Source organism: Kitasatospora sp. NPDC127067 (assembly GCF_042724755.1).
Classification (GTDB): domain Bacteria; phylum Actinomycetota; class Actinomycetes; order Streptomycetales; family Streptomycetaceae; genus Kitasatospora; species Kitasatospora lactacystinica.
The window spans coordinates 68978-82096 of record NZ_JBHXEM010000020.1; the positions used below are offsets into that span (position 1 = coordinate 68978).

Annotated in this window: 11 protein-coding genes; 7 read left to right on the forward strand and 4 right to left on the reverse strand. The window is 75.5% G+C overall.

What is annotated here, in order from left to right; translation table 11 throughout:
- Nucleotides 1-58: 58 nt before the first annotated feature.
- The gene (locus ACFWJ4_RS11665) at nt 59-2812 is read right to left on the reverse strand and encodes a toxin glutamine deamidase domain-containing protein (RefSeq protein WP_380542187.1); all 2754 of its coding nucleotides are present in this window, start codon (nt 2810-2812) and stop codon (nt 59-61) included.
- A gap of 26 nt (nt 2813-2838) precedes the next feature.
- Complete coding sequence (locus ACFWJ4_RS11670) at nt 2839-3357, reverse strand: hypothetical protein (protein WP_380542190.1); 519 nt, start codon at nt 3355-3357, stop codon at nt 2839-2841.
- Between the two features lie 227 nt (nt 3358-3584).
- On the opposite strand from ACFWJ4_RS11670, the gene ACFWJ4_RS11675 reads away from it, so the two are divergent.
- Nucleotides 3585-4496: a hypothetical protein gene (locus ACFWJ4_RS11675; RefSeq protein WP_380542193.1), complete on the forward strand. Its 912-nt coding sequence runs from the start codon at nt 3585-3587 to the stop codon at nt 4494-4496.
- A gap of 80 nt (nt 4497-4576) precedes the next feature.
- Here ACFWJ4_RS11675 and ACFWJ4_RS11680 read toward each other — a convergent pair whose 3' ends face one another.
- Nucleotides 4577-5746: an NADH-quinone oxidoreductase subunit D gene (locus tag ACFWJ4_RS11680; protein ID WP_380542196.1), complete on the reverse strand. Its 1170-nt coding sequence runs from the start codon at nt 5744-5746 to the stop codon at nt 4577-4579.
- A complete protein-coding gene (locus ACFWJ4_RS11685; RefSeq protein ID WP_380542199.1) occupies nt 5743-6759 on the reverse strand; it encodes an SAM-dependent methyltransferase in 1017 nt (338 codons plus the stop codon). Before ACFWJ4_RS11685 ends, ACFWJ4_RS11680 begins: the two co-directional genes overlap by 4 nt.
- A 165-nt stretch (nt 6760-6924) precedes the next feature.
- Here ACFWJ4_RS11685 and ACFWJ4_RS11690 point away from each other — a divergent pair, with 165 nt between their 5' ends.
- From ACFWJ4_RS11690 to ACFWJ4_RS11715, 6 genes are all read left to right on the forward strand, one after another.
- On the forward strand, nt 6925-8121 hold the full coding sequence (locus tag ACFWJ4_RS11690) for a sensor histidine kinase (protein ID WP_380542249.1): 1197 nt from the start codon (nt 6925-6927) through the stop codon (nt 8119-8121).
- Between the two features lie 81 nt (nt 8122-8202).
- Nucleotides 8203-8892, forward strand: coding sequence for a response regulator transcription factor (locus ACFWJ4_RS11695; RefSeq protein WP_359910511.1), 690 nt, complete (start codon nt 8203-8205; stop codon nt 8890-8892).
- Nucleotides 8893-9003: 111 nt separating this feature from the next.
- Entirely contained in the window at nt 9004-9981 is a 978-nt protein-coding gene (locus ACFWJ4_RS11700; RefSeq protein ID WP_359910508.1) for a DUF2520 domain-containing protein, read from the forward strand.
- Nucleotides 9982-10887: a pantoate--beta-alanine ligase gene (gene panC, locus ACFWJ4_RS11705; RefSeq protein WP_380542203.1), complete on the forward strand. Its 906-nt coding sequence runs from the start codon at nt 9982-9984 to the stop codon at nt 10885-10887.
- Between the two features lie 95 nt (nt 10888-10982).
- Nucleotides 10983-11432: an aspartate 1-decarboxylase gene (gene panD, locus ACFWJ4_RS11710; protein WP_380542206.1), complete on the forward strand. Its 450-nt coding sequence runs from the start codon at nt 10983-10985 to the stop codon at nt 11430-11432.
- 15 nt (nt 11433-11447) lie between these two features.
- Nucleotides 11448-13118: an L-aspartate oxidase gene (locus ACFWJ4_RS11715; protein WP_380542209.1), complete on the forward strand. Its 1671-nt coding sequence runs from the start codon at nt 11448-11450 to the stop codon at nt 13116-13118.
- Nucleotide 13119: the final 1 nt, after the last annotated feature.

Here is a 13119-nt window from a genome sequence, read left to right on the forward strand (position 1 = left end):
GGGCACCCTGGCTCCTCTCCGCAGGAAGTCGGACGGGCCGACTTCCTGCGCTGGGGGGTCAGGGGGTGGGGGTGAGGGGGCGGCCTTCGGGGTTGAGGGCGATGGCCCAGAGGCCGTGGGTGGCGGGGTGGAGGGGGGTGAGGGCCCGGCGGGCGAGCTGGTGGTCGAGGTAGGTGACGGTGTCCTGGTGGTTGACGGCGTTCCAGGCGTGCGGGCGGCCGTAGGCGTCGAGGGTGAGGAGTAGCGCCTGGGAGCCGTGGCCGGCGCGGCGGAGGTCGTCGGCGAGGCGGTCGAAGGCCCGGCCGCCGTCGCCCAGGTCCCGGAAGGGGGAGCCGAGTTCGCGTTCGGCGCGGTCCCGGCCGCCGCGTTCGCCGGCGTCGCCGTCGGTGGGGATGCGCGGGGCCGCGCAGGTCGGGCGGCCGGTGTGGCACTCGACCGCCGAGAGGGCGATCTCCAGGCTGTTGTTGGCCCGGCCCGGTTCGCGGTAGCCGCCGTCGTTGACGGCCTCCGCCCAGCCGCCGGCCGCCGGGTCGGGGTGACGGACGGGCAGGCCGTCCTCGTCCCGGGGCGCGCGGCGTTCGAGTTCGGCTTGGTGCTGCGGGTCGACCGGCGCGAGCCCGCCCGGCAGGCCGTACGGACGGCTGTCGGCGATGCTGCGCAGCCGGACCGCCGGGTCGTCCGGCCGGGCTCCGCGCCGTGCGCGCAGGGCGAGTTGGAGGGCCATCGCGTGGGCGGTCGCGACCGGGACCGCGCCCCAGGCGAGGGTCGGGTCGGCGAGTCCCGCCGCGTTCTCCCGCCTCCGGGCCTCCACCGGGTGGGTTTCGGGCCGGCCGCTCACCGGGGTGGTCCCGACGATCGGTGGTGCGGCCGGGGGTGGCGGCGCGGCGTGGACGGGCGGCGGTCCGACGACCGGGTGCGGTGCCGCACCGGCCGGGGTCCGGGCCACTGGAGCGCCGGGCTGCGGTCCGCCGACGGCCGGCCCACCGCCCGCCCCGACACCGCTGCCGAACGGCGCCGCCACGTTCACGGGCCCGCCGGCGGCGCCCGCCAGCGGCCCGGGCCCGACGGTGCCGACGGGCCCGGCCGGTCCGGCCGGCTGGTACCCGCCGTACACCGGAGTCCCGAACTGCCCGGGCACTGCGACCGGCCGGACCGGCGGCGGAGCGTCCGGCGCCGGTCCGTACGCCGGGCCGTACGCGGGACCGGACGCGGGTCCACCGGCGGACGGCGCGGTGACGGGCGCGGCCGGCGCACTCACCGAGTCCGTCCGCACGGTCACCGGCCCACCTCCACCCGCACCACCCGCACCGCCACCGCCACCGCCACCGCCGCGCGCGGAGGCCGCGGGCGCCTGGAGCGGGTAGTCCCCGTCCGCCCGGACCGCCGGCCCGCCGCCCTGCCGGACCGGCGCGACCGCGGACGGCGCCGGTGGCGACCAGTCACCGCCCCCGCTCCCCGTCGCCCGGTGCTGCCCCGGCGGGCCCCCGGCGGCGGCGTACCCGCCCCCGGCCCCGCCCGCCGACGCCCCGGCCGACGCCCCGGCCGACGCCCCGGCCGTCACGTTCGCCGCGACCGCCGCGTCCGGCCCACCGACGACCGCCCCCGGATCCGCCACCGCGACCGAGGCCACCGTCACCACGCCCGGCGTCCTCGGGTCCGCCGGCCCGCCGGGCGTCCCACCCACACCCGGCCCGTCCGGTCTCCCCGGTCCTTCCGGCCCGCCCGTCCCCGGCGTCAGCCCGGCGAGCGGCACCCCGCGGACCGCCTTGCCGTTCTCGTCGGTGAGCACCGGCTGCCCGTGCTCGTCGAGCCGGACGGCGAGGTCCGCCACCCCGACCACCGGCTTGCCGTCCGCCCCGGGGACGACCAGCAGCCCGGTGGCGTCGGCCACCGGTGTGCCGTCGGCGCGGAGGATGACCGGCTGCCCGTCCTGGCCGAGGACGGGCGTGCCGTGCTCGTCCACCTTGACCGTCAGCCCGGGCACGCCGACCAGCGGCTTGCCGTCCTTCCCGGCGAGCAGGACCAGCCCGGAGCCGTCCGCGCCGAGCACGCCCGGTTCGCCGAGGGCGACGGGCAGCCCGGCGGCGAGCGGGTCGAACGCGCCGCCGCGGTACGAGGCGGCGGTGATCCCCGTCCCCTGCGCGGTGCCGAGCTTCAGCAGGGCGACGGCGGCCGGTTCCTTGAGCACGCCGGACAGGGCGTCCTTCATGGCGCGGCCGAGTTCGGCGAGCAGTCCGCCGATCTTCAGCCCGGCGGCCTCGACGGCGACGGCCGCCACGCCTGCCGCGACCTGCTCGGTGGCGGTGTTCCTCAGCTTGGACGCGAAGCCGCCGACGGCCTTCTCCAGTCCGCCGACCACCCCGCTCCGCGCCGGGTCGCTGTCGGCCGCCGCGGCGACCTCGGCGGCCGTCTGCTTGGCCTTGGCCGCCTGCTCCTCGGCGTGCTGGAGGTCGGCGGCGAGCTGCTGCAGGGTCGCGACGATCTCGGCCTTGCAGGTGTCCACGGCGCGCGCGGCGGTGTCGAAGGCCCCGGCGACCAGCCCGACCGCGCTGTGCGCGTCGTCCAGGTGGCCCTTGTTGCCGGCGCTGAAGCTCTGCCAGTACGTGCCGAAGGCCTCGACCGCGTGGCCGGAGTTGTCGGCGGTGACCCGCCGGACGGACTCGCCGCAGCGGCGGGTGAGCCGGTCGGCCTCCTTGCCGAACTCGCGCCAGACCCCGGCGGCCCTGCGCAGGCCCTCCTCGTCGGCCTGCGGCCACTGCTGGCCGGTCCGGGCCAGCACCGGGACCAGTTCCTCGGGCAGTTTCCGGGACACGCGCTTCCCCCTTCGAGCCGGGTCCGTCAGACCGACATGTCCTTGGGGACGGCGGGAGCCGCCCCCGGGGTTGCCCCCGGCGCCGCGGAGTACACCGCGGGCGCCACCGGCGAGGCCCCCGGCGCCCCTGGAACCGCCGCCGGCCCCGACACCGCCGAGCCTGCCGGCCCTGGCGCCGCCGAACCTGCCGCCCCCGGCACCGCCGTCGCCCCGAACCCGCTCGCCGCCGAGCTGTCCGCGTCGGCCGTCCGCGCGGCCATGGTGTGCAGCCCGGCCCCGACCCCGGTCACCCTCCCGGCCAACCCGCGCAGCCCGCCGACGAGTTCACCGCGCGCCTGCCCGTACACGGCGGCGAAGCCGCTGCCCGGCCGGTCCGTCCCCCAGGGCGCGCCGAGCGCGGCGAGGCCCTGCTCCAGGGCTGTGACGGCTTTCGCCAGCTCGCCGCCGAGCTTCTCGAACTCCCGCCCCTCGCCGTGCAGTTCCCATGGCTTGAGGACGAACTCCCCGCCCGTGCGGCCGGACGCCCCGGTGCTGCCGCCTGCCATCCCCGTACCTCCCCGTCACGGGCCGGTAGCGGCCCCGTAGCGGCCCGTGGCGGACCGGCCGCCATCGTAGGCCCGCCTCCGGACCCGCCCGCAGGGCCCGCCGGACCTCTTCACCCCGCCTTCACGCCGGTCGGTCCCGCCGCTTCGGCCCCGTTTCGGCCCCGCTTCGGGCCCCGTCACCGGTCCCGCCACCGCGCTCCCGCCGCCGAAAGCTCTACCCTTGCCGGGTGGCACCAGCAGAAACGTCCAAGAAGAAGTCCAAGGCGAAGCCCGAGGCCGCCCCCGCCCCCGTCGATCTCGCGATGCCGACCCTGCGGCGCGAGATCCCGCGCGACGAGGTCCCGCTCGACTTCCCCCGCGCCTGGGTCGAGTTCGCCGACCCCGCCGACGAGGAGCAGGTCTTCCGCTGCGACCTCACCTGGCTGACCTCCCGCTGGTCCTGCGTCTTCGGCCAGGGCTGCCACGGCATCCGCGAGGGCCGCGGCGAGTCGGACGGCTGCTGCACGCTCGGCGCGCACTACTCGGACGAGGACGACGAGAAGCGCGTCCTGGGGCACGCGGCCCGGCTGACCCCCGAGCTGTGGGAGAACTTCGCCGAGGGCACCGACGCCGAGGGCCGGATCACGTCCGACGGCGGCATCACCATGCTGGACGAGGACGGCGACCGCCAGACCCGCCGGGTCGGCGGCGCCTGCATCTTCGTGAACAGCCCGGACTTCGCGGGCGGGGCCGGCTGCGCGCTGCACGCGCTCGCGCTCAAGGAGGGCCGCGAGCCGCTGGAGACCAAGCCGGACGTCTGCTGGCAGCTGCCGGTCCGCCGCACCTACGACTGGATCGACCGCCCCGACGACACCCGCTACCTCCAGGTCACGATCGGCGAGTACGACCGCCGCGGCTGGGGCCCGGGCGGCCACGACCTGCACTGGTGGTGCACCGGTGCCCCGGCGGCGCACCAGGGCGCGGAGGCGGTGTACGTCAGCTACCGCCCCGAGCTCACCGAGCTGATGGGACGGAAGGGGTACGAGGTGCTGGCCCGGCTGTGCGAGGAGCGGATCGCCACCAAGGGCGACCGCAGGGTGGCCCCGCACCCGGCTGACCCGGTCAGGAAGTCCAAGAAGGACCGACCGGCGAAGGACTGACCGGCCCCACCGGTCGGCACCGGCCCACCCGGTCGGCACCGACCCGCCCGCCGGCACCGCCCTCGCCCACCGGCACCGCCCTACTTGTCGATGTCGCCGACCACGAAGAACATCGACCCCAGGATCGCCACCATGTCCGCGACCAGCGTCCCCGGCAGCAGCTCGGTCAGCACCTGGACGTTGTTGAAGGACGCCGAGCGCAGCTTGAGCCGCCACGGCGTCTTGTCGCCGCGCGAGACCAGGTAGTAGCCGTTGATCCCGAGCGGGTTCTCGGTCCACGCGTAGGTGCTGCCCTCGGGCGCCTTGAGCACCTTGGGCAGCCGCTGGTTGACCGGGCCGGGCGACAGCGTGGCGAGCTTGTCGAGGCAGGCGTCGGCGAGGTCCAGCGAGTTGAGGGTCTGCTCCAGCAGGCACTCGAAGCGGGCCAGGCAGTCGCCCTCCTCGCGGGTGACCACGGTGAGCACCTGGCGCAGTTCCTCGGAGCCGTACGCGAGGTACGGCTCGTCGCGGCGCAGGTCGAGGTCGAGGCCGCTGGCCCGGGCGATCGGGCCGCTGACGCCGTACGCCTCGGCCTGTGCCCGGGTGAGGATGCCGACGCCGGCGGTGCGGGCGCGGAAGATCTCGTTGCCGAGGACGAGGTCCTCGAAGACCGGCAGCTGCGAGCGCACGGTGGCGACGGCGGTGCGGACCCGGCCGAGCCAGCCGGCCGGCAGGTCCTCCTTGAGGCCGCCGACCCGGTTGAACATGTAGTGCATCCGGCCGCCGGAGGCCTCCTCCAGCACGTGCTGGAGGTCCTCGCGGCCGTTGAAGGCGTGGAAGACCGGGGTGATCCCGCCGAGCTCCAGCGGGTACGAGCCGAGGAACATCAGGTGGTTGAGCACCCGGTTGAGCTCGGCGAGCAGGGTGCGGATCCACACCGCCCGCTCGGGGACCTCCATGCCGAGCATCCGCTCGACGGCCATGACGACGCCGAGCTCGTTGGAGAAGGCGGAGAGCCAGTCGTGCCGGTTGGCCAGCATGATGATCTGCCGGTAGTCCCGGGCCTCGAACAGCTTCTCGGCGCCCCGGTGCATGTAGCCGATCACCGGCTCGGCGCTCACGATGCGCTCGCCGTCGAGCAGCATCCGAAGCCGCAGCACGCCGTGGGTGGCCGGGTGCTGCGGGCCGATGTTGAGCACCATGTCGGTGGTGCCCGCCGCGCCGGTGAAGTTCTCGGCTCCCGCCCCGATGCCGACCGTGGTCTCCCTCATGCCCCCAGAGTCTGCCATCCCGGCAGGGGCGCCAGGCTCGCAGGTTCCGACATTCGGACGGCCTGTACCAGCCACCCGAACCCGCCCAGCCCGCCCGGGTCGGTCAGTTCGGCCCCCTCCCCCGCCCCGCTCAGCGCCCGCAGGTAGCCGGCCGGGTCGCTGGTGGCCAGCGCGAGCGCCGGGCGCCCGCCGCTCACGCCGAGCGCGCGCAGGGCCTCGCGCTGAGTTGTCCACAGGCTGTGGAGGGCGGGCGCGGCGACGGCGTCCAGCGCGACGTGCGCGGTGACGTCGCAGGAGCCGTCCGGCACCGGGGCCACCTCCCGGCCGTCCCGGAAGCCGGCGTACGTGCCGAACGGCGGCCGCCGCCCGGCGGTGTGCCCGTAGTCGACGGCGACGGCCAGGCCGCGCTCCAGCCCGGCCACGGCCCGCGCCCAGGCGGCGTCCCGGGGGCCGCCGAACTCCACCACCTCGCCGGGCTCCGCGACCGGCCACCAGCGGGCGGCCCAGGCCGCGTCGGCCTCCGACACCGGCTCGCCGAGCCGCTGCTCCCCGGTCGCGGTGTCCACCTCGACGTAGCGCAGCACCCCGTCCCCGTCGACCTCGCCGGCGTCCAGCGGGACGTTGTCCAGCCACTCGTTGGCGAACAGCAGCCCGGTCACCCCGCGCGGCGGCTCGTCCGTCCACAGGGCTGTGGACGGCAGTCCGGCCGGGCGGTCGGCGATCTCCACGCCGTACGGGCGCAGCCGCGCCAGCACCTGCGCGGGCAGCTCGGCCAGGACGCCGGTGAGCAGTTCGCCCCGCCCGGCCCCCAGATCGACCAGGGCCAGCTCCTCCGGACGACCGAGGGCCGCGTCAACCTCCAGCAGCAGCCGGGCCACCGCACGGGCGAACCTCGGCGAGGCGTGCACGGAGGTGCGGAAGTGCCCTGCGGGGCCCTCCGGCCTGCGGTAGAAGCCCCGCCCGGGGTCGTACAGGGCCTGTTCCATGGCGGGCGCCCACCGCATCCAAGTCATGGGGTGGGACGCTACCCGGCGCCGGACCGCCCCTCCCCATCGGATCAGGTGCTTCTCCGACCTACGGAGTAGGACGGATCGCCCTACCGGCGGACCTGGACACACCGGGCGACTGCCTACGCTGGACACGTGCATCGACTCAACGCCTGGCTCCGCCGTCACCCCATGGTGGTCGACGCCGCCTGGGCGTCGATGGTGCTGTTCTTCGGCCTGCTGCCGAACGACGCCTCCCTCGACGAGGGCTGGCGCTTCGACGCCTCGATCCTGGTCGCGGTGCTGCTGCCGCTGCTGATGGTCTTCCGGCGGCGCTACCCCGACCTCACGGTGGCCGCCGCCGCGGGCATCGGTGTCGGCCAGGTGGTCGCGAACGTGTCGCCGGGCGGCTCCTCGATCGCCTACCTGGTCTTCGCCTACACCGGCGCCGCCTTCGGCCAGAAGTGGACCTCCCGGCTGGCCCTGGTGGCCGGCCTGGCCGCCGGGCCGCTGGTGTTCTGGCAGATGAAGCCGGTGAAGACGGTCTTCGACCGGGCGGGCGACGCGCACACCCGCCCGTACACCTTCGGCGAGGCGGCGCTGATCACGCTGCTGATGAGCACGCCGTTCATCCTCTGCTGGGCCTGGGGCCGGCTGACCAGGGTGCGCCGCGCCTACCTGACCGAGCTGGAGGACCGCGCCGCCCGGCTGGAGCGCGAGCGGGACGCCCAGTCCAAGGTGGCGGTCGCCGCCGAGCGGGCCCGGATCGCCCGCGAGCTGCACGACGTGGTCGCGCACAACGTCTCGGTGATGATCGTCCAGGCCGACGGCGCCGCGTACGTCCTGGACAACTCCCCGCAGCAGGCGAAGGAGGCGCTCGGCACGATCGCCTCCACCGGCCGCCAGGCGCTGGTCGAGATGCGCCGCCTGCTGGGCGTGCTGCGCACCTCCGACACCAAGGCCGAGGAGTACGTGCCGCAGCCGGGCGTCGAGGAGCTGCCGGAGCTGCTGGAGCAGGTCCGCACGGCCGGACTCGACGTGGACTACGCCACCTCCGGGCAGCCGCGCGAGCTGCCGCGCGGCGTCGAGCTGACCGTCTACCGGATCGTCCAGGAGGCGCTCACCAACGTCCGCAAGCACGGCGGCCCCGACGTCCACGCCCGGGTCGCGGTCGACTTCGGCGAGCGCGAGCTGGCCGTCCTGGTGGAGGACGACGGGCGTGGCAGCACCGACGAGCAGTTGGCCGCCGGCGGCGTGGACGGTCTCGGCCACGGCCTGATCGGCATGCGCGAGCGCGTCGGCATGGTCAGCGGCAGCCTCGACGTGGGCCCCCGCCCCGGCGGCGGCTTCCGGATCCGCGCCGTCCTGCCGCTCAGAACGGCCCACTAGCCCCTCCGTCCAGCCCCCGCCCCCAGCCCCGTCCAGTCCCCAGCCCCCCGTCCGCCGTCCGTCCCCCCAAGGAGTCCCACCTTGACCATCCGCGTGATGCTCGTCGACGACCAGGAACTGCTGCGCACCGGCTTCCGGATGATCCTCCAGTCGCAGGGCGACATCGAGATCGCCGCCGAGGCGGGCGACGGCGCGCAGGCCCTGGAGCAGCTGCGGCGCACCGAGGTGGACGTGATCCTGATGGACGTCCGCATGCCGCGGCTGGACGGCGTGCAGGCGACCCGCCGGATCTGCCTGGCCGAGGACGGCAGCCCGCTGCCGAACGCCCCGCACGTGCTCATCCTCACCACCTTCGACCTGGACGAGTACGCCTTCGCCGCGCTCAAGGCCGGCGCCAGCGGCTTCCTGCTCAAGGACGTCCCGCCGACCGAGCTGGTGGCCGCGATCCGCGCGGTGCACGGCGGGGACGCGGTGGTCGCCCCGACCACCACCCGCCGGATGATCGACCGCTTCGCCGAGGTGCTGCCCACTCCGCAGAGCGCGCCCGGCTCGGACGTCCTCGGCCCGCTGACCGAGCGCGAGCGGGAGGTGTTCCTGCTGGTCGCCCAGGGGCTGTCGAACGGCGAGATCGCGGCCCGGCTGGTGCTCTCCGAGGCGACCGTGAAGACCCATGTCGGCCGGATCCTGGCCAAGCTGGGCCTGCGCGACCGGGTCCAGGCCGTGGTGCTGGCGTACGAGGCCGGGCTGATCCGGGCCGGGGCCACCGACTGAGCCGCCGAGGCGTATCCGCTCCGGCGTTCGGGCGCGCCCGTAGACTGGGGCGGTACGTCCGGTACCCGTCGAGTGGACTGGAACGGTCATTCAGGACAAGGCAGGACAAGGGTGGACGTGAATCCGTCCGGCTTCGCCGACTCCGGCGAGTTCGCCCCGCTCGCCGACGGTCTCGGCGACCAGGTCTTCGGTGCTCCCGGCGATCCCGGCAACCGCCCGGCCCGGCTGGCCGTCGGCGTGGTCGGCACCGGCCGGGTCGGGCCCGCGCTGGGCGCGGCGCTGCAGCTCGCCGGGCACACCGTGGTCGCCGCCTCCGGGGTGTCCGCCACCTCCCGCCGCCGCGCCGAGGCGCTGCTGCCGGGCGTGCGGATCGTCACCCCGCCGCAGGTGCTGGCCGCCGCCGACCTGGTGCTGCTGACCGTGCCGGACGACGCGCTGGCCGATCTGGTGACCGGGCTGGCGGCCACCGGCGCGGTCCGCCCCGGACAGCTGCTCGTGCACACCTCCGGCGCGCACGGCGTCGCCGTCCTGGAACCCGCCACCCGGGCCGGGGCGCTGCCGCTGGCCCTGCACCCGGCGATGACCTTCAGCGGCACCTCGGTGGACCTGGCCCGGCTGGCCGGCTGCCCGTTCGGCGTGACCGCCCCCGAGGAGCTGCGGCCGGTCGCCGAGGCGCTGGTGGTGGAGATGGGCGGCGAGCCCGAGTGGGTGCCCGAGGAGGTCCGCCCGCTCTACCACACCGCCCTCGCCCACGGCGCGAACCACCTGGTCACCCTGGTCGCGCAGGCGATGGACCTGCTGCGCACGGCCGGTGTCGCCGAGCCCGGCCGGATGCTCGGCCCGCTGCTCGGCGCCGCCCTGGACAACAGCCTGCGCTCCGGCGACGCGGCCCTCACCGGCCCGGTCGCCCGGGGCGACTCGGGCACCGTGCGGCGCCACCTGGCGCAGCTCAGTACGGTGTCCCCGGACATCCCGGCGGCCTACCGTGCGATGGCCCGCGCCACCGCGCAGCGGGCGCTCGCCAACGGGACGATCGACGAAACGTCGGCGGCGGCGCTGCTGGACGTACTGAACGAGGAGAAGCGCTAGATGGCACGCGGTAAGCAGTCGAACAAGCCCCAGCGGACGCCCAAGGTCCACCGGGCCGTCGTGACCCGCACCGTGGACGAATTCGAGGCCGCGTTCTGGCCGGACGAGCAGCCGGTGGACAACGCCGTCGTGATGACCATGGGCGCGCTGCACGAGGGCCACGCCGCGCTGATCCGGGCCGCCCGCAAGCAGGTCGGCCGGGACGGCCGGGTCGCGGTGACGGTCTTCGTCAACCCGCTGCAGTTCGGCGCCGGCGAGGACCTGGAGCGCTACCCGCGCAGCCTCGACGAGGACGTGCGGCTGGCCGAGGAGAACGGCGCCGACGTGGTCTTCGCGCCGTCCGTCGAGGAGGTCTACCCGAACGGCGAGCCGCAGGTGCGCATGGCGGCCGGCCCGATGGGCGAGCGCTACGAGGGCGCCACCCGGCCCGGCCACTTCGACGGCGTGCTGACCGTGGTCGCCAAGCTGCTGCACATCACCGACCCGGACTTCGCCTTCTTCGGCGAGAAGGACGCCCAGCAGCTGGCGATCATCCGGCGGATGGTCGCCGACCTGGACTTCGACGTGGAGATCGTCGGCGTGCCGACCGTCCGCGAGGAGGACGGCCTGGCGCGGTCCTCGCGCAACCGCTACCTCTCGGAGCAGGAGCGCGCGCAGGCGCTCGCCCTGTCCAAGGCCCTGTTCGCCGGCCGGGACGCCGCCGCGCAGGGCCCGAAGGCCGTCCGCGAGGCCGCCTCGGCCGCCCTGGACGGCGCCGAGGGCGTCACCCTGGACTACCTCGCCCTGATCGACCCGCACGACTTCTCGGAGGCGGCGGACGACTTCCAGGGCGAGGCGGTGCTGGCCGTCGCCGCGAAGGTGGGCGCCACCCGCCTGATCGACAACGTTCACGTCATCTGCCGCTAGGCGGATGACCATCGAGCACGGAATCGTCCGCTGAACCGCTGAACCACCGGCACCACCCCCCTTCCGGCATGCACTCACAGGAGGCGTGACCCGCAATGCTCCGCACCATGCTCAAGTCCAAGATCCACCGGGCCACCGTGACCCAGGCCGACCTGCACTACGTGGGATCCGTCACGGTGGACGAGGACCTGCTCGACGCCGCCGACCTGCTCCCCGGCGAGCTGGTCCACATAGTCGACATCAACAACGGCGCCCGGCTGGAGACGTACACCATCGCCGGCCCGCGCGGCTCCGGCGTGATCGGCATCAACGGCGCCGCCGCCCGTCTGGTCCACCCGGGCGACCTGGTCATCCTCATCGCCTACGGGCAGATGGGCACCGCCGAGGCCAAGGGCTACGAGCCGAAGGTCGTCTTCGTGGACGAGCGGAACCGGATCACCGGCCTGGGCGGGGACCCGGCCGAAGCCCAGGAGGGCACCGGACTGCTGCGCGGCGACGCGGCGTACGGTGGCGGCAACGGCGCGGCCGACGCCGCCTCGCGCTGAAGGAGCCACCCACCGATGTCCACGCACCGCCTCACCGCCCCGGCCCCCGGCTGGACCGCCACCACCGACGTGGTCGTGGTCGGTTCCGGGGTCGCCGGCCTCACCGTCGCCCTCAACGTCCGCAAGGCCGGCCTGCGGGCCATGGTGGTCACCAAGGCCGTGCTGGACGAGGGGTCCACCCGCTGGGCCCAGGGCGGCGTCGCAGCCGCCCTGGGCGAGGGGGACACCCCCGAACAGCACCTGGACGACACCCTGGTGGCCGGCGCCGGCGTCTGTGACGAGGAGGCCGTCCGCACCCTGGTCACCGAGGGCCCGGACGCCGTCCGCCGGCTGATCGCCGCCGGCGCCCTGTTCGACCGGGGCGAGGACGGCGAGATCCTGCTGACCCGCGAGGGCGGCCACCACCGCCGCCGGATCGTCCACGCGGGCGGGGACGCGACCGGCGCCGAGATATCGCGCGCCCTGGTCGCCGCCGTCCGCACCGACCCGGACATCGAGCTGATCGAGCACGCGCTCGTCCTCGACCTGCTGACCGACGCGGCGGGCCACGCCGCCGGACTGACCCTGCACGTGATGGGCGAGGGCCAGCGCGACGGTGTCGGCGCCGTCCGGGCCCGCGCGGTGGTGCTCGCCACCGGCGGCATGGGCCAGGTCTTCTCCGCCACCACCAACCCGGCGGTCTCCACCGGCGACGGCGTGGCACTGGCCCTGCGGGCCGGCGCCGCCGTCACCGACCTGGAGTTCGTCCAGTTCCACCCCACCGTGCTCTGGCTCGGTCCGGAGGCCGAGGGCCAGCAGCCGCTGGTCTCCGAGGCGGTCCGCGGCGAGGGCGCCCACCTGGTGGACGCGGACGGCGTCCGCTTCATGGTCGGACAGCACGAGCTGGCCGAGCTGGCCCCGCGCGACATCGTCGCCAAGGCGATCACCCGGCGCATGCAGGAGCAGGGCGCCCAGCACATGTTCCTGGACGGGCGGCACTTCGGCGCCGAGATGTGGGAGCAGCGCTTCCCGACCATCCTCGCCTTCTGCCGCGCCAACGGCATCGACCCGGTCACCGAGCCGATCCCGATCGCCCCGGCCGCGCACTTCGCCTCCGGCGGCGTCCGCACCGACCGGCACGGCCGCACCACCGTCCCCGGCCTGTACGCGTGCGGCGAGGTCGCCTGCACCGGCGTGCACGGCGCCAACCGGCTGGCGTCCAACTCGCTGCTGGAGGGCCTGGTCTTCGCCGAGCGGATCGCCGCCGATCTGGCCGGCCGCAACCGGTCCGGCGAGCTGCCCGAGCGTACGGTGGACGTCGCCGCCGCGCGCGCCGCGCAGCCCGTCCCGCTGCCCCCGTCCGAGGCGCGCGCCGAGATCCAGCGGCTGATGTCGCGCGGCGCGGGCATCCTGCGCTCCGCCGCCTCGATGGCCGACACCGCCGCCGGGCTCGCACTCCTCGCCGAACAGGCCTACGCCCACGTCGCCGAGGAGAAGCCGGCCGACCCCCGGGTGGAGACCTGGGAGGCCGCCAACCTGCTGCTGGTCGCCACCGCCCTGGTCGCGGCCGCAGCACAGCGCGAGGAGACCCGCGGCTGCCACTGGCGCGAGGACTTCCCCGAGCGCGACGACGCCCACTGGCGGCGCCACCTGATCACCACCCTCGCCGCCACCGGCGGTCCCGTCAGCACCCCTGAGGAGCAGTAGA

Excerpts from the sequence above, each read along its gene's own strand:
- ACFWJ4_RS11670 (WP_380542190.1), bottom strand. The coding sequence starts at position 3,357 with ATGGCAGGCGGCAGCACCGGGGCGTCCGGCCGCACGGGCGGGGAGTTC.
- ACFWJ4_RS11680 (WP_380542196.1), bottom strand. The coding sequence starts at position 5,746 with ATGAGGGAGACCACGGTCGGCATCGGGGCGGGAGCCGAGAACTTCACC.
- ACFWJ4_RS11685 (WP_380542199.1), bottom strand. The coding sequence starts at position 6,759 with ATGACTTGGATGCGGTGGGCGCCCGCCATGGAACAGGCCCTGTACGAC.
- ACFWJ4_RS11690 (WP_380542249.1), top strand. The coding sequence starts at position 6,925 with ATGGTGGTCGACGCCGCCTGGGCGTCGATGGTGCTGTTCTTCGGCCTG.
- panC (WP_380542203.1), top strand. The coding sequence starts at position 9,982 with ATGGCACGCGGTAAGCAGTCGAACAAGCCCCAGCGGACGCCCAAGGTC.
- panD (WP_380542206.1), top strand. The coding sequence starts at position 10,983 with ATGCTCCGCACCATGCTCAAGTCCAAGATCCACCGGGCCACCGTGACC.
- ACFWJ4_RS11715 (WP_380542209.1), top strand. The coding sequence starts at position 11,448 with ATGTCCACGCACCGCCTCACCGCCCCGGCCCCCGGCTGGACCGCCACC.